General features: G+C 35.2%; 12 protein-coding genes. 10 read left to right on the top strand and 2 right to left on the bottom strand.

Features of this window, described 5'->3' with window-relative positions; translation table 11 throughout:
* Positions 1-63 precede the first annotated feature (63 nt).
* Positions 64-474 (top strand): single-stranded DNA-binding protein, encoded by a 411-nt coding sequence (locus H9632_RS05825; protein WP_191703184.1) that lies wholly within the window; start codon positions 64-66, stop codon positions 472-474.
* A 171-nt stretch (positions 475-645) separates the two neighbouring features.
* Here H9632_RS05825 and H9632_RS05820 read toward each other — a convergent pair whose 3' ends face one another.
* On the bottom strand, positions 646-3,396 hold the full coding sequence (locus H9632_RS05820; RefSeq protein WP_191703183.1) for a DEAD/DEAH box helicase: 2,751 nt from the start codon (positions 3,394-3,396) through the stop codon (positions 646-648).
* A 51-nt stretch (positions 3,397-3,447) separates the two neighbouring features.
* Positions 3,448-5,022, bottom strand: a complete 1,575-nt coding sequence (locus H9632_RS05815; RefSeq protein WP_191703182.1) for a hypothetical protein — start codon at positions 5,020-5,022, stop codon at positions 3,448-3,450.
* A 439-nt stretch (positions 5,023-5,461) separates the two neighbouring features.
* On the opposite strand from H9632_RS05815, the gene H9632_RS05810 reads away from it, so the two are divergent.
* The 9 genes from H9632_RS05810 to H9632_RS05770 all read left to right on the top strand — a co-directional run bounded on the left by H9632_RS05810 (position 5,462) and on the right by H9632_RS05770 (position 18,198).
* On the top strand, positions 5,462-5,941 hold the full coding sequence (locus tag H9632_RS05810) for an IDEAL domain-containing protein (protein ID WP_191703181.1): 480 nt from the start codon (positions 5,462-5,464) through the stop codon (positions 5,939-5,941).
* A 678-nt stretch (positions 5,942-6,619) separates the two neighbouring features.
* Positions 6,620-7,888, top strand: coding sequence for a nucleotide sugar dehydrogenase (locus H9632_RS05805; RefSeq protein WP_191703180.1), 1,269 nt, complete (start codon positions 6,620-6,622; stop codon positions 7,886-7,888).
* Positions 7,889-7,967: 79 nt separating this feature from the next.
* Positions 7,968-8,690: a WecB/TagA/CpsF family glycosyltransferase gene (locus tag H9632_RS05800; protein WP_191703179.1), complete on the top strand. Its 723-nt coding sequence runs from the start codon at positions 7,968-7,970 to the stop codon at positions 8,688-8,690.
* Between the two features lie 691 nt (positions 8,691-9,381).
* Positions 9,382-11,937: an S-layer homology domain-containing protein gene (locus H9632_RS05795; RefSeq protein WP_191703178.1), complete on the top strand. Its 2,556-nt coding sequence runs from the start codon at positions 9,382-9,384 to the stop codon at positions 11,935-11,937.
* A gap of 289 nt (positions 11,938-12,226) precedes the next feature.
* The gene (locus H9632_RS05790) at positions 12,227-12,724 is read left to right on the top strand and encodes a tetratricopeptide repeat protein (RefSeq protein ID WP_191703177.1); all 498 of its coding nucleotides are present in this window, start codon (positions 12,227-12,229) and stop codon (positions 12,722-12,724) included.
* A 15-nt stretch (positions 12,725-12,739) separates the two neighbouring features.
* Complete coding sequence (locus H9632_RS05785) at positions 12,740-14,296, top strand: O-antigen ligase family protein (protein ID WP_191703176.1); 1,557 nt, start codon at positions 12,740-12,742, stop codon at positions 14,294-14,296.
* A 26-nt stretch (positions 14,297-14,322) separates the two neighbouring features.
* Positions 14,323-16,149, top strand: a complete 1,827-nt coding sequence (locus tag H9632_RS05780; protein ID WP_191703175.1) for a polysaccharide biosynthesis protein — start codon at positions 14,323-14,325, stop codon at positions 16,147-16,149.
* Entirely contained in the window at positions 16,150-16,938 is a 789-nt protein-coding gene (locus H9632_RS05775; protein ID WP_191703174.1) for an ABC transporter permease, read from the top strand.
* Positions 16,939-16,950: 12 nt separating this feature from the next.
* Positions 16,951-18,198 (top strand): ABC transporter ATP-binding protein, encoded by a 1,248-nt coding sequence (locus tag H9632_RS05770; protein ID WP_191703173.1) that lies wholly within the window; start codon positions 16,951-16,953, stop codon positions 18,196-18,198.
* Position 18,199: the final 1 nt, after the last annotated feature.

Raw genomic sequence — 18,199 nt, 5'->3', positions numbered from 1 at the left:
TTTTGCCAAAAAAGAATCATGTGGCTATGATAAAGCTAGTTCCGAAAGAAGGGAGGTTAATGAATGAATCATGTTGGACTTGTAGGAAGAACAACGAAAGATGCTGCACTAAGACAATTATCGGAGGGGCGTATGCAAACAAGTTTCACAGTCGCCGTCAATCGCCCATACAAAAATAGTGAAGGGAAGGTCGATGCAGATTTCGTACAATGTATTGCATGGGGGAAAACAGCCGAAGTGATCACGAAGTATTGTGGAAAAGGTTCGCTCATCGGTATAAAAGGACGTCTGCAAACAAGAACTTATTTAAATCGTGATAATCAAAAGGTGTATACGATGGAAGTGAATGCTGAGGAAGTCCAATTTTATGCACTCAAAACCCCAGGTGAAGTGGAAATACTTGCATCACCGCCCTCGATTTCAGCAGATTTCGTGCTACCCGAACATGATAGCAAACTCGTAAAACCACTTTAATTTGTATACTCTCCTAAAAGTAAAATTCCTATAGCGGAGGTGAACAGCTCTAATCTACTGTTTGACCGCACAGTAGTACATTCTTTCTCACAATCCTATAACAACTTAATAAAAGTAGTGAAGTAAGCATAAAAAGAGTCTACTTCATGGCGTAAAAGTAGACTCTTTCTATTATTTTAAATTGCCTGTATCGAGAACGAGTAAATCCATTAGTTCTGAATCGTCAAGCTCGGTCAGCCATTTACTCGACTGTATTAATTCTTCGGACAGTGTAGATTTCATTGCAATCATTTTATCGATTTTCTCTTCAATTGTCCCAATCGTTACAAACTTATGCACCTGGACAAACTGTGTTTGCCCAATTCGATAAGCCCGGTCTGTTGCCTGGTTTTCCACTGCTGGATTCCACCATCGATCGGCATGGAGTACATGTGTAGCTGCAGTTAAGTTAAGTCCAGTACCGCCAGCTTTAAGTGAAAGTAAAAATACAGGGAATTCACCTGCTTGAAACTGTTCGACTAAATTGTCGCGCTGTTGTTTTGGCATACTCCCAGTCAGGAATGGGACCTCCACATCATAAAGTTCTGTTAAGCAATGCTGGATTAAATTCCCCATTCCAATATACTGAGTGAAAATTAAACATTGCTCACCATTATCAATAATCTCCTTCGTCATTTCAATAATACGTTTCAATTTTACTGAACGTTTGACCATACTATTCGCTCCATCAAATGGCTCTTTTAAGAACAGGGCAGGGTGATTACATAGCTGTTTTAATTTATTGAGCATTTTTAAAATACGCCCTTTTTTCTCAAACCCAGTCAGTTGTTCAAGTGATGCCAGCGTATCTTGAATATAACCTTCATAATGTGCAGCTTGCTCAGGTGTAAGGGCGCAAAATTCAAGCGATTCTTGCTTTTCCGGTAAGTTCAGCTGAAGCTCGGGATCCCGCTTTGAACGACGCAGTAAAAACGGACGAATCTTCATCCGTAAAACGCGCTTATGGCTTTCTGACTCATCGCGTTCAATTGGTGTAATAAAACTATCCGCAAACTTCGTAAAGCTACCTAAGTACCCTTTATGAATAAAGTCAAAAATGGCCCAAAGTTCTGAAAGGCGGTTTTCAACAGGTGTTCCAGTTAACGCAATATGATGATCGCCCTTTAATTTACGGATGGCACGGGATTGCAGTGTTTGCATATTTTTAATGTTTTGTGCTTCATCTAAAGCGATTGTCGACCAATCAATTTGCTGTAAATCATCCGCATCCTGAGTAACCGTTCCATATGTCGAAAGAATAACATGAGGACGTTGAGTCTCTAAATAGCTTGTTAAGTCATTCCCTTTTAAACGACGGGGTCCATAATGTGTATAGACTTCTAAATCAGGAGCAAAGCGAGTTAGCTCTTTTTGCCAGTTTCCGACAACCGATGTAGGGCAAACAATTAATGTCGGTTTATCAATTTGTAGCACGGATACTGTATGAAGCATATACGTGATAAGCTGTACAGTTTTTCCAAGCCCCATATCATCCGCTAAACAGGCACCAAATTTCTGGTCACGCATAAAGACGAGCCATTCAAAACCTTCCTGCTGGTATGGACGTAATTCGGCATGGAGCTTAGCTGGTACATTGACTTTTGGTAGTCCTTTTTTATTTTGCAGCTGATCAATATAGGATTGAAGCGATTGCTGCATCTCAAATGCGAATAATGGGTCATCATGCTCGGCATCTGATTCATCATCTTCCAGAGGAGCAGTCAGCGTTTCAGGAAGTTCACGGAACAGTAAATCGCGTACTGTCCAATTTTCTTCTTTCGCTTGTTCCATAAGCTCACGCATTTCATTGAGCCATTCTGCATCGATACGGAACCATTCTGTACCGACACGAACAAATTCCCGTTTTTCGTCCACGAGTTTTTGGAAAGCTTCAGCTGAAATTTCTTCGCCATTCATCGAAAACTGCCATTTGAATGTCAAAATATCGTCAAGACCTGCCACACTTCGAGCGGATTGGTTATTTGCACTTACTCGTACGCGCATCTTAGATTGCCTTAATTCTTTAAGCCATGCGGGTAAAATTACTTCAAAACCTAATGCCTGTAATTTGGCTAGTTCCTGACGCAGAAAATCACGTACTTCCAGATCATTGAAATGGCTATGAATAAAGTGCGTACTTTCAGCATTTAATTGAATTAAATCGATTATTTGATTTTGTAGCTCTTCAATATTTTTGGCAATCGTCCTCCACTTTTTGGGCAATGCCTCTTCAATCGGAAGTTTGCGTTTTGACGAAGCAGGTGTCCAGTGTTTAATGGAACTGGGACTAATAAGGACGGTTTCTAAAATCCAATTTTCCTCATTTTCTTCTGGTTCGCGTAAGCGTAGTGCCATTTTAACACCGTCAAAAACATGCGAAGTTTGCATCGGCCAGCCACCACTTTGGAAAAAAGGAATGAGAGCCAATGTGTCTTCCTTAGTTAACCCTGCGTCCATCAGCTTTTGTTCGACCGCATATTGTAAGAGTTCATTTGGAAAAGAGAAGTCTTCTGCAGTTACCGTTGCCTGTTGCCAGAGTGCCGGATCGCTCCATAGTGGCAGAGTTGTTTGTAATGTTTGAAAATACTCAACGGTTTCCTCATCATAGGCAGCGAAGTCCAAAAATGGATGACGGTTTGCAGGTGAAAGAACATCGAGCAATTGAGCAGCTGATAGGATTAAATCACGTTCCTCCAAGGAAGTGCTTAATCCATAAAAATTTTGTTCAAACTTAAAAAATAGCGACGGAATCCAGTTAGCTGTCGGTAAGATTAAGTCATTTTTATTGTACGCAGTAGCGCGGAAGTAACCAGGACGTAACTCCGTAAGCTTGATGCGAATTACTTTCACAAAGGGTAGCTTTGTATTAAATAAATAATGCATAGTATTTGCGCTATAAACGCAATGTCACCTCCTATTAGCAAAATACATAACTTATCCGAGTAAGTTGCTTTTGTTCATTTCTTCTTGTAGCGCACGTAAACGCTTGAATTGTTGCTGTACGGCCTCAATATATGATGTGAAATAGTCGAGCTTTCCGGCTTTTTTGGAAGCATTTTTCATCGCACGCCATATACGTACTGCCTGTTTATAATTTTGACGTGACTTTTGCTGAATTTCCTCCATCGCATAATAATGATAAAGAGGAAGCGCGATTTCAGGAGATTGTGCGACAACATCCTTTAAGCCGCATTGCTCCAAATAAGGAATGGAGGACTTATAAAGTTGATGCAGTGCCACCCATTGATCGAAGCGATTGTGGCGCAATAAATAATTGGAAAACGACTCAATGCCGTATCGGCCAAAAGAAGCGTATAACCCCAGCTCTTCTTCTTCGGTTAACGAAATTTGTCCATATAGCTTATCGAGCTTACGTATAAACTTTTGGCGACGAATCGGGAGCAAATTGTCCTGTACGAACGTCTGTAATAAAGGAAGTGCCTTTTTCAAAATAATCGCCGCTTCATCGACATAGCCTTTGTGAAGAGCGTATTGTGCGACTTCAATAAAGCTTTCTACATTATCTTCATCCAGTATTTCCGTTACACGCTCTAAAGGTGATGTAGAGCCTAATAAAATATAGAAAATCGCCAATACTACATCTAAATCCAAATCTGTTTCGATATCAGAGCTTTGTTCTAAAATTATCAATTCGTTTGTAATACGTTTCTTTTCATCAAAGAGCTTCGTCCAAAATTGTAAATACAGTGTCAGGCGGAATGATTTTGCTCCCTTTTCAATGAAGAGGATGTCCCGTACACTTTGCTGCAAGGCATCGTAAAACGGTTCAGTAGCAAATAAGCGTGTCGTTTTACTTAATGCATCGATCGAACGTTGAATGCGGCTTAATGTATTTTCCAAAAAGAATTGAAAATAATGATGTTCCATATCTGTTTTTGTTTTAACCGCATGCAAAAGGAAATGTTTCAAAATGGCAATGTCCATAAACAATTGGTATAGCTCCTGCCATTCCTGTTCATATGGACGATGACGCTGAATTTTTGAACGAATACTTTCATTTAGTGCAGAAAGTGCATAAGGTTCGATCGGCTGGGGTCCTTTAACCGCATAATTCAGTACTTCATCCGCCATCCGTTGCCAGTTTTCAGGGCTTCGTGCTGCTGCCAATGAATGCAGCGGAATTGATTTTTTAGAACGCCAATTTGAAAGCCATTGCTGTAAGGAAATAAAATATTGGGATAGCTTTAAAATGGTTGCGAGCTGATGCCGGCACAGTTCAGTTTTTGGGCAACTGCAGCTAATTTGCTTCTGTGGGAAATTAATCGTCACTTCCGCAGTATTCACATCCTGTATTTGGCATACTAAGATTTGAGAAAATGTAGAATAATGTGGCGGCTTGATTGCTTGGTTACGAATGGAAAACATAGCGCGAGTCACCAATTCTGCATCTTCATCGGCTGAAGGGTGAAGCTGATCTTCAAAAGTTTGTAATGTATGTTGAATAAAATCTTTATGAGCATGAGCAATTTCAGAAAACGTTAAACTCAAAACGGGTTTCCCCTCCTAATTATCAATTACGCCTCGGTGTTATTTGTCCGGATTTGGCTGTATGCTAGCGCAAAGAATCCTTCCTTCGAAAGTTGGAGGCTTTAACTTCTGCAACAAAAATTACAGCTATCTCGTCCATAAGGGAAGAGCGCTCTGTAACATCACTCCACCTAAAAGGGACTTTGCTGCAAGAAGTTAAAAAAGTCGTTCCTTCCATTATAATACGAATTAATACAAAGCGGTAATCTGAATAGCGGGGAATTAATTTTTTAAAGGATGTTAAGTTTAGGGAGTTTGAAAAAAAGAAAGTATGGGGAAACTATAAGAAATGAGAAAAGCAGCAGGAACTTTTCGGTTAAATAATCCATATGATAATTGAAATTAGGTCTTAGGACTCGAATAAAAGCAGTATAAAAAATTCAATAAAGGAGGAATTCCAATGATTCAAGTTCAATTTATGAAACCATTCTATACAAAAATGACAGGGTCGAAATTACGTTTAGTCTTTGCTTATCAATATTTCTCAATCACAAAAGAAGAGGAAATTTTCCACTTCATTCCGATCGAGGGGAAGGAAATGATTATTGATTTAAATTCAATGCAAGTTGAAAATTTATCAGAAGTATTTGTTTTCCAGCGCGGCAATCGATTTGTACGCCTTCCACTTTATCAACTTTTACTTGTATCCAACGTACATGAATATTTAATGCCTCTTATCGAGGAAGTTTCGAATCAAGTAAGACCAGCAGAAAGTGAAAAGCAGTACCAGTTTAATGAAGAGGTTGAAAATATTGTGCGTAACTTGGAAGAACATAATTTAACACGCTTAATCGATGATGCCCTAGAAGCACGCAACGAAGCATTATTCCATGACCTTATGGCAGAGAAGGCAAAATTAACTGGAGGCTATGCATCGTGATTGTCCAACATCAATATTAAATCCTGTTAGCTTATTTTAGCTAATGGGGTTTTTTCTTTTGGAATGTGTGCGGAGTTTGGGGAAGTGGCGAATATGCTGATGTGAGTGGCGATTAAATCATTAAAGTGTATAATATATTTCCGATTGACGAATATCAAGGGTGAAGTGGACATTATTTGTTACCAACTGTCTAATATCACATGTGAATGGTCGATTATCAGTTCAAGGGTGACTAATAAAACAAAAAAAGTGGCGAATAATCAAATCGGACATGATAAATCAAGAAAAGGCTTATATCCTTCTAGACAGATAGCTTATTCACCTAATTCAACTCACTCCAAGCGCTCTAATAAGTATAATACCTCCATTTAAAGGGGAAGTTTATAACAAAAAGCCGAACTTATACAAATGCTTTTTTGAACGCTCTTCTTATTAAAAGCGCAACTTTAACAAAAAATAAAAACTATTTCACACAGCGAAGAGAAAGTTGTATACTGTAAGGCAGGACTATTTTTCTAAGCATTAAATTGCAACCATTCGATTATTAATTTCGTTACATATATAAAGCGGGAGTGAAAAACCGTATTAAATTGAATGCGGGCGAAATGCGCGGAACAAATTAAACAATAATCAAACAATGAGATATAGCTTTTTTGAAAGTGAAAGGGAGAAACGATCATGACAAAATCAATCTGTGTCGTTGGGTTAGGATATATCGGCTTACCAACGGCGGTAATGTTTGCAAATCACGGCGTAAAGGTACACGGTGTTGATGTGAATCCAGCAGCTGTGAAAAGTATTCAGGAAAAACAATTACATATCGAGGAGAACGGCTTACAAGAGCGCCTGAATAAGGCAGTAGATGAAGGCTTTTTAACTGCATCTACAACACCAGTAACTTCAGATGTGTACATTGTCGCGGTACCGTCACCGATTAATCCGGACAATACAGCGAATTTAGAATATGTTCGTCAGGCAACGGCTTCAATCGTACCTTTCGTGAAAAAAGGCGATTTAGTAATATTAGAATCAACAGTTCCACCAAAAACTGTTGAAAATGTAATGCTGCCAGAATTAGTGAAATCTGGTCTTGAAATTGGAACAGAACTATTTGTTTCACATTCTCCAGAGCGAGTTATTCCAGGCCGTATTTTTGAAGAACTAGTTAACAACGATCGTATTGTTGGCGGGATTTCACAAAAGTCAGCTGAGCTTACAAAGGAGCTTTACGAAACATTTGTAAAAGGCGAGATCCATTTAACAGATGCAACGACAGCAGAATTAGTAAAAGTTATGGAAAACACTTACCGTGATGTGAACATTGCGTTTGCCAACGAATTAGCGAAAATGGCTGAGAAATTAGACGTGAATATTTGGGAAGCAATCAAATTCGCGAACTACCATCCACGTGTAAATGTTCATTTCCCAGGACCAGGTGTAGGTGGTCACTGTATCGCAGTAGATCCATGGTTCTTAGTGGAATTAGGTGGCGAACAAGCACAGATTATTCACCTTTCTCGTAATACAAATGACTCTATGCCAAGCTTCACAGCACAAAAAACACAAGCTATTTTAAATAAAAACGGTATTGCCGGTGCAACAGTCGGTGCGTTCGGTTTAGCATTCAAAGGAAATGTAGATGATATGCGTGAAAGCCCATCAACAATTGTTATTGATGAACTGCAAAAGCTTGGTTTAACAGTAGTCTCACATGACCCGCATATTAAGCAAAATAAGCATGAAACACAAACTCAAAGCATGCAGGAAGCTTTGGAGCAGGCAGATATTTTAGTGTTCCTAACAGATCATAAAGAATTCCGCGAACTTGATCCTGCTACGTTAAACGTAAAAAGTAAAATCGTATTTGATACGAAAAACTGCCTAAACCGCGAAGTTTGGGAAAAGGCAGGCTTCCAGTTCCACTTACTTGGAGATGCGAAGAACTAATAAAGTAAATTCGGCAGTGCGTATAAAGCGTACTGCCAGCTGTGTTTATAGAAGCAATATTGAGAAAGGAAGAGTTAATATGAAAGAAACCGTACTCGGCATACAAGTTAATACCGAAAGTTATGATGATTTGTTGCCAATCGTATTCGAACAAATCGAAAAAGAGCAAAAATCATTAATTGTGGCCATTAACCCAGAAAAAATTATAAAAGCAAAAGAAGATCCGGCATTAAAAACACTTCTCAATAATGCTGAGTTTCAAATTCCGGATGGCATCGGTGTCATTTTAGCCTCTAAAATACAAAAGGGACAAATTACATCACGTGTCACAGGTGTAGATATGATGCTTCGTCTATGTGAAGAGTCAGCAAAGCGCGGAAAGCCGATCTTTTTATACGGCGGAAAGCCAGGTGTCGCTGACAAAGCAGCCGAGAAGTTAAAGGAACTATATCCAACGATTCAAATAGCCGGCACACAGGACGGCTATGAAAAGGATAATCAAAAGATAATAGACAAAATTAATGAAGCGAAACCTGATTTATTATTTGTTGCAATGGGATCGCCAAAGCAGGAAAACTGGATCAATGCAAACAGAGATCAGCTGCATCCAACGATTTATCAAGGAGTGGGTGGGTCATTTGATGTACTGGCCGGAAATGTGAAGCGCGCACCAGAAGCTTTCCAAAAGGTGGGTATGGAGTGGTTTTACCGTTTAATGAAGGAACCACATCGTATTAAACGTCAAATTGCGTTGCCTTTATTTTTATTAGAAGTGGCACGTAGCCCTAAAAAGAGTAAGTAATGGAAAAAAAATAGTGTAATCTTTGTAATATTTGATTGTGTATTTGTAATGTAAGTGTTACACTAAATTCAGTAGTAAGATTTCCTCTACAATATATAGTTAAATTTATACTTTTCCCTGCAAGGAAAAAAACGGTTGGTAGCCCGAGAAAAAGGCTTTAGCATTTAAATGCTAAAGCCTTTTTCTTTTTTTATTTTTGTCGAAATTTATCGAATAGGTTCTATAAATTTGTACTATTAATATAATAGCTAAGTAGTAAAAAATATGTTCACATAAATAATCATTATATTATAAAAGTAATATTTTAGTAATATTTGTAATGTGATAATTCCATTTAAAACCTTGGTATTACTGTATTATATAACCAAATCCATACCTTTTTAAGTTATGAAAACCTAAATTTAACAAATAGAATAACTATATTAAAATAGGTTTATCGATTATTGGTGAAAGAAAATGTTGTCTTTATGAGTATATGTGTGTCATAATTAAAGAAATTCTAAGTTATCTGAATATATTTGCTGTTTTATATCTTTTACCTTATAAACAGGTGATTTGTGGGTTTATTGGTAAAAAAAGATTGACATAGTAAATGTATACTACTAGAATTTATGTGTAGTTAGTTTTTCTGCACATTTTTCGTGTGGGTAACTAAAATTATTATTTTCACTTATGAGGAGGAAATTTTTCAATGGCTAACCAACCAAAGAAATACAAAAAATTCGTAGCAACAGCTGCGACAGCTACATTAGTAGCATCTGCAATCGTACCAGTTGCATCTGCTGCATCATTATCGGACATTTCAGGTAACACACACGAGGAAGCGATCACTGCATTAGTAAGTGATGGTATCATCTCTGGTTACCAAGATGGCACATTCAAGCCTAACAAAGAATTAACTCGTTCTGACGTAGTTAAATTATTAGGTAAGTTTTTAGAAACTAAAGGTTATGAAGCTTCTGCTGACTACAAAACTCGTCCAGCATTCGCTGACTTAACTACAAAAACTAACGAAGAGTTATTAAAATACGCTTCTTTAGTTAAAGAAGCTGGCGTATTCGTAGGTTCTAACGGTAACCTTTTAGCTGGTGACCCAATCACTCGCGAAAACATGGCTATCACTTTAGTACGTACAGTTAACACTGTATACAATATCAGCTTAGAAGAGTACGTAGCTACTCAAGATTTCAAAGGTGATGTAACTGACTTAACTCAAGCTAAAGCAGAAGCTCGCACAGCGATTTCTGTATTAGACTTCTATGACATTACAAACCCAGCTGCACCAGCGTTCAACCCAAAAGGCAACACAACTCGCGGTCAATTCGCGTCATTCTTACACAAAACAATCACTGCTGATTACACAGCTGCTGGTCAAGAAGATCAAGAAGCTTCATCAGTATTACCAACTGCAATTGCATTTGAACAAACTTCAATCCAAGGTAAGTATGGTGAAACAGTAACTTTAAAAGCTAAAGTAACTGTAGCTGAAGGTGAATCTACAACTAACATTCCTGTGAAGTTTGATATCTTCCATGAAAAATTGGCTAACGATACAACTATCGTTCCTCAAATTACAGCAACTGTAAAAACTGACGCAAACGGTGTAGCAACTTATACTTATACTCGTTCACAAGGTAATACAGATAACGTAAATGCATATGCAACGGGTAAACCAGCATTAAAAGCAGCTGCAAAAGTATACTGGGATACAACTTTAGCAATTAAAGATGTTACAGAAGGAACAACTTTAGCTAATGGTGAACAAAAAGTTTACCAAATTACTGGTGAAAATAATGAATTAGTTTACGTAGCTTTCAAAGAAAACTTAAATGTAGCTCCTGAAAAAGCTGTTCGTGGTGTAGAGTTCTTAGGTTTAAACACTACTGGTGATACTGCTACTGCTAAATTTGCTTATGAATATACAACTGGCGGATATGCTGTAGGTGTTATTCGTTTAGATTCTACAGGTAAAGCTAACCTAGTATTAACAGGTGATGATGCAGCAGTAACGCCAATTGCTTTCGTAAACAACCCAGGCACAACTCCTAAATACGATGCTACTGCTTTACAAGCTGTAGGTTCAACTGCAACATTTGCTAAAGAATCAGTATTTGATTTATCAATTAAAGCTGAAGGTAACCAAACTGCTTCAGTTTACAAAGATGATACACAAACTGGTGGACGTGACTATGTTGCAACACTGAAAAATAGAGAAGGTAAAGCATTAGCTAATGCAGAGCTTTTAGTAACATTTAATAATGAAACTACTACTACACGCGGTGATGTAAAAGTATTTGATGCTGATGGTGAGCCAGTAGTTTCAACTACAACAGATTCTGTTACATTCCGTATTGTTACAGATAAAGATGGTGTAGCTAAGTTTACAGTTAGTCACCCTGATGCTGATGCATTTGTAACACCAATTGCATTTATCGACAATGGTACAGGTACTGGTTCTGAACCTGGCAAATTAGATAAGAAAGATTTACAAGTTACAGGAGAAATCACTTACTTCCGTACTACAAGAACTGCTGATTACAGAAGTGAATTAGTAGTTACAAATGCGGATGATAAGGAAGTTACAACATTCGGTAGCGACACAGTTGCAGAATTTTCTTACCAATTATCTGATCAAAATGGTAAAGCTCGCTCATACGGCTCAGATACACCAGTACAATTTACAGTACGTGCAGGTGCACAAGCAGTTGAATTAGTAGATGCAGCTGGTAACGCTGTTTTAGAAAATGGAGTAGCTGTTGTAATCCCTGCATATACTTCAAAAACAATCTTAAACCGTACTGTAGTTGCTGGACAAACGGATATTTCTATCTTCTTAAAATCTAACGGTTCAGATGTTCGTGTTACTGCAACACCAACAAACTCTGGTTTATCTGGTTTAACATCTGTTACTAAAACAGCAACATTCTTATCAGGTGCAAGTACTTCTTACTTCACGATTTCAGATGTAGTACAAACTACTGAAACTAATCCTACTTCTAGAGATGCTGCGTCAATTACATTAACATTTACTGAAGCAGTAGCAGCTACAAGTATTGAAGCAACTAAAACAGGTGGTACACGTGGTACAATCACTACTGACGCTGCCAACAACAAAGTTCTATATGTAGGCTTTGGTGCTGACCCTGTATCTGTTGGAGAAACAGTATCTATTTCTTACAAAGGTAAAGTGTACAGCTTTGTATATGAAACAAATGCTAACGGCAGAAACGTATTCAGAGCACAATAATAATTTTTCTTTAAGAAGCTAGAGTTTTATAATTCTAGGTTATAAAAAGCAGAATTGCATCATGCAATTCTGCTTTTTTTATTTAATGTGGAAATACGATTAATTTTAAATTTTTATTTGTAATTGAAATATTAGTGAATTCTATGGTTCAAATTATTACATCGTGTCAAATTTTAGATATTAAATTGATTTATAGCCATGGAAATTAGGGAATTGTAAGGAAATTTATCCTAAATTAGTGTATAATGAGAATGTTATTCAATATTCAATACATAAAGGATTGTGAACAATGCAGCTTACTGAATCTAAGAGGAAATATATTTTACTTGGCATTGTAGCTTTTATAATAGTCGGTTTTATAACTGCGAAAGTACTAGCAAGTAAACAAGACGAGGATTTTTTGATGGATGATGTTCTTTATCAACAAGCAAGTCAATTATATAATGATGGCAAATATTCTGATGCAGAGAATTTAATAAACGAATTATTATTGCGCCAGCCAAATTCCGAAGTGGTAAATTATATTGGAGCTGTAACCTCAGCGAATCTGGGTGATTTTACCAGATCCACAATATTATTTCAAAAGGCATTAGATATAAACCCACATAAAGTAGAAGATCCGATGTTTATGATCCAATTTGGGGAAGTTTTAATTTCTGCTGAACGCTATGAGGATGCTAAGATAGTCTTAGAAAAATGTCGTGAATGGGGTTGGGCGCCACAAGAGTATCCAACTTACCAAGAACATGTCACAGAATTATTAACTCAAATTGAGAATATGCAATAAGGAAGGTAAGGTTAGATGGCTTCATTTTACGAAGAGCTCAATAAATCAACAGTAATTAATGATGAAATAGAAAATACTCAGTCACGTGCAAATATTGATAAATGGATTTTCCGTTTATTCTTATTTTTAATCGCAGTTATGCCTCTAATTGTAATGGCAAATGTTAAAGAAGTAGTGAGTCCATTAATTTCTAATATTGATGTTCTTACATCTGGAATAAAGGGAGATCTATTTACTCACTATAAATTAATTTTTATTGTAAGTATAACTATAATTACATTTGGGATGCTAATGCTTAAAATTTTTTTTATGGAAGGTATAATACGAAAAACAGCCTTAAATTATATTTTAGCGGTGTTTACTGTAGCCATAATTATTTCTACAATTGCTTCTCCAAATATTACGATTGCTTTAAATGGTCAATATAACCGTTCAGATGGAGCGATCAGTTGGTTATGTTATATTGCATTATTATTTGTAGCGATAAATATTAAATATCCTAAAAATGCTGTGCCTTCTATAATGTATGCAATGATTCCATTTGTATTTATAAACTTATATATTATTGCAATGAATTTTTATGGTAATGATTTATTACAAGCAAAATGGCTTCAAAACTTAGTATCAATCTTGCTACCTGAAGGAGCAAATATTTCAGAATCTTCATTATTAGTAGGAACGTTAAATCAGTGGAATTATATGAGTGGTATGTTCGCTATTATGTCGGTGATGTATCTAGCATGGGCAGTGTTATCTAAAAAATGGGTTGAAGTGATTATTGGTTCTATCACTGCGGCAGCTTCATTGGCTATTTTATTAATGTCCATTTCTACTAGTGGATTTTTAACTATTATTGTTATTTTGCCGTTAATACTAATATTAAGTATTAAAAATAGTGAAAAGCAGAAAAGTATAACAGCCCTTGTAATTTCTTTAATAATTATTGTTCCCATTTTTCATATTCTTTCAAAGGAAAATGATAGGGTATGGGAAGAATCATTCGGTTTCTTTGTTGATATAAACCCATATTCAAAAGAAGAGGCATCCTCACTTGGTTATGGATTTAGTTATGATAACAAAGTATATGCTAGTGAGAAAGCACTTGAGTTACCTGTATTACCAGAAAGATATTTAGCTTTCGGGACAGGTCGTGGTTATATTTGGAATGAAACTTTAGAAATGGTAAAAGAGCGCCCGTTAACTGGATATGGTAATGATTCTCTAGTATACAATTTTCCACATTACCAACTAGAAAGTAGAGCAGGTATGCTGGATGAAAATACAATTGTTGATAAAGCACATAACATTTATATTGCAATATTATACGGGACGGGTATATTTGGTTTTATAGCCTTAATATCTATTATTATATGGAATGTGACGTTAGTTTTAAGAGCATTAGTACAAAAAAATAATATAAATAGTGCTGTTTTAATATTAGGAGTAGCAGTACTTGCTTATTCCGTACAGGCACTATTTAATGATTCAATCCCAGCCATAACAGCTGTAGTATTTATTTTTTTAGGTATAGTGTTTTCACATGGAAATAAATTAAATCCAGACAAAGAATAAGTCTTATAAGAAATGAGGTAATTAAATTGGATTACAAATTTAGATTAGTATCTCTAATCTTAATAGACTCGATTATAGTGCTGTTTTCGATTTATTTATCTCATGTATTTTTAAATCCTTTTAATGCACAAATTAATTTTTTTGTAGTATCAAGTTCAATTATTTTATTATTAACGCATCATTTATTATCATATAAATTTCATTTATATATGAGAGTATGGAAATATGCAAACATTGATGAAATAATTGGCTTGTGTAAAGTTATTACGACATCGGTGGCATTAACAGCTTTATTTCAAATATTTGTATTTAGAGATTTATATGAAAGAGCACTATTTTTAACTTGGATTCTTCATATTGTTTTATTGTGTGGTGTGAGATTGTTTTGGAGATACTGGCAATTATTAAAAGAACAAAAAGAAGTAGAGAGTACTAGTATTAAGCGTAGAGCGCTTATTTTAGGGGCAGGCAATACAGGGAGAACAATTGTAAATCAATTACAAGCAGAAAGTACGATATTAAATCCGATTGTTTTTCTAGATGATAACCCTAATTTAAAAAATTTAGAATTAAGTGGTGTTCCAGTTGTGGGTGGTTTAGAAGAAATAGAAAGTGTCGTTGAGCACTATCGTATTAACCACATTATTATTGCTATGCCTTCCTTAAAAGGAGAAAAATTAAGCAGTTTAATTACAAATGCGAAAAAATATACAGATAATGTGCAAATTCTACCTTCATATCTTGATTTTGCAACTGGAAATATCCAATACACAAAAATTCGGGATGTATCAATAGAAGATTTACTTGGTAGAGAACCGGTCATTTTAAATAATGAATCGATTTCATTAAAAATAAAAGGGAAGAAAATATTGGTTACTGGTGCAGGTGGATCGATAGGGTCGGAACTATGTAGGCAAATAATTAAGTTTGAACCGTATGAGCTAATCTTGTTAGACCACAGCGAATATAATATTTATAAAATCACAAGCGAGCTTTCGAAGAATATATATCAAACTAACATAACTACTGAGATTATGAGTATTGAAAACCGAGACCGTATTATGATTATGATGAATAACCATAAGCCAGATGTTGTCTTTCATGCAGCGGCATATAAACACGTACCTTTAATGGAGGAAAATGTATACTCCGCTGTATCGACAAATATTTTAGGTACTAAAAATGTTGCTGATGCAGCAGACCAGGCAAATGTTAGTAATTTTGTGCTGATATCAACTGATAAAGCTGTTAATCCAACAAATGTAATGGGAATGACAAAACGTATAGCTGAGTTAATTATAAATGAGAAAAACTTTGTAAGTAAAACAAAGTATTCCTCTGTACGATTTGGTAATGTATTGGGAAGTAGTGGGAGTGTTGTCCCGTTATTTAAAGAACAAATTAGTCATGGAGGACCTGTAACTGTGACACATCCTGAGATGACCAGGTATTTTATGACGATTCCCGAGGCGGCTCAATTGGTTATTCAAGCTGCAAGCTTTTCAAATGGTGGCGAAACGTTTGTACTAGATATGGGACAACCAGTGAAAATTACCGATTTGGCCAAACAATTAATTAAACTATCTGGGTTTGATGAAAAAGATATAGAAATTAAATTTACGGGAATTCGTGATGGTGAAAAGTTATACGAAGAACTCTGTTATGAATATGAAGAATCGTACAGAAAAGTACATCCAAAAATCAATGCGTTTCATAATGAACAATATATAAAAAATATTGATGTAAGATTAGAGGATTACTTATTATATAAAAATGATGAATTAACAAATATCATAGCAAATATTTTAAAAGAGATAGAATCTCATGAAAAAATAATGATGGGAAGTAAATAGATGAGTTACTTAAAAAGTTTATATAATGATAGAAATATTATTATGCAACTTGCAAAAAATGATTTTAAAGTTAAATATTTAGGCTCTTATTTGGGGATTTTTTGGGCATTTATGAATCCAATAATTATGATATTAATTTATTGGTTTGTATTTCAGATTGGTTTTAGATCTATGCCAATAGATGATGTTCCATTTATTTTATGGTTAATTGCAGGTATTATACCTTGGTTTTTTATTTCAGAAGCTATAGCAATAGGGACGAACTCCATATTAGATAACAGTTATTTAGTTAAAAAAGTAGTTTTTAGAGTTAGTTTGTTACCAATTATAAAAACTATATCAGCATTATTCATCCATATTATATTTTTATTGATAGTAATAGTTTTATTTGCCATTTATGGGTTTGGATTCAGTATATACCATATTCAAATTTTTTATTTTTTATTTGCAACAGTAATTTTGGTATACGGTGTGTCATTGATCACATCTTCGCTAGCTATTTTTTCAAAAGATGTGGGACAAATTGTATCTGTTTTATTACAATTTGGCTTTTGGTTAACTCCTATTTTTTGGTCATTTCAAATTGTGCCTCTTAATCTGCAGTTTTTATTTAAATTAAATCCCATCTATTATATAGTAGAGGGTTACCGTAATACTTTAATTTATCAAAAGTGGTTTTGGGAAGATCCTCTTTTGACTATCTATTTTTGGTTATTTACATTAACTGTTTTAATATTTGGTGTATGGATCTTTAAAAAATTACGACCTCATTTTTCAGATGTGCTATAAGAGGAGATTAAAATGAAAAATTCAATTGTTGTTCAAGAATTATCAAAAGTTTATAAATTATACAATAATCCACAAGACCGTTTAAAAGAATCATTAAGTATATCAAGGAAATTGTATCATTCGGAGTTTTTTGCTTTGAAAAATATTTCATTTGAAGTGAAAAAGGGAGAGACATTAGGGATTGTAGGGAAGAATGGATCTGGTAAATCGACTTTATTGAAAATACTTACTGGTGTTCTATCGGCCTCTTCTGGTAATGTGCAAGTGGCAGGGAAAGTTGCAGCATTATTAGAATTAGGCGCTGGGTTTAATATGGAGTATACAGGGATAGAGAATATTTATTTACAAGGTACAATAATGGGATATTCTAAAAGCCAGATGGATGAACGTATTCAAGGCATATTAGATTTTGCTGATATCGGAGAATATGTATATCAACCTGTAAAGACCTACTCTTCAGGAATGTTTGCAAGATTGGCTTTTGCAGTTGCGATTAATGTTGATCCTGAAATTTTAATTATTGATGAAGCTTTAGCTGTAGGAGATATGAAATTTCAAGCAAAATGCTTTAATAGAATGAATGAATTAAAGGAAAGTGGTGCGACAATACTATTTGTAGGACATGATGTTTCAAGTATCCGTACTTTTTGTGATAAAGCCCTTTGGATTCACCAAGGTGAAATGAGAATGTTTGGTGAAACCTTAGAAGTGACAGCAGAATATATGAAATATATGAATGACGATGAAGTTAATGAAAGAGAGATTATAAATCATCGATCAGAAGATTTTAATACAGAATTTGAAGCCATTAATCGTTGGGGATCACAACAGGGAATAATTAAATACGTAGAAATATTTAATTCAAAAAAAGAGAAAACTTCGCTTATTAAATTTGGAGAAAAAGTTTGCATAAAAGTAATTTCAGAAATACCTAAAAATATTGATATGAAATATTGTAGTGTTGCATTTTCAATAAAAAATAAAGTAGGCACGGATTTAATTGTAAGTACAACTTATGATCACAACCACAATTTATCAAAGGTAAAATCAAATGTAATCGAAGTGAATTTTGAATTTGAAAATTATCTAAAAGACGATGAATATATTTTAGTAGTAGCTATTGAGAATAGAAGTAATATGCAACCTGAGTATTATGATTATATTGAAGGGGCAAAATATTTTAGAATTATAAGTGACAAAAAAATATTTGGATATTTCCATCCTCCAGTAAGTCAATCTATTAGTTTTTTAAAGGAGTAAT

The sequence above is a fragment of the Solibacillus merdavium genome (assembly GCF_014836935.1).
Classification (GTDB): Bacteria; Bacillota; Bacilli; order Bacillales_A; family Planococcaceae; genus Solibacillus; species Solibacillus ferritrahens.
Note: the sequence above shows the minus strand (reverse complement) of the source record. Positions and strands in the feature narration are given on the sequence as shown.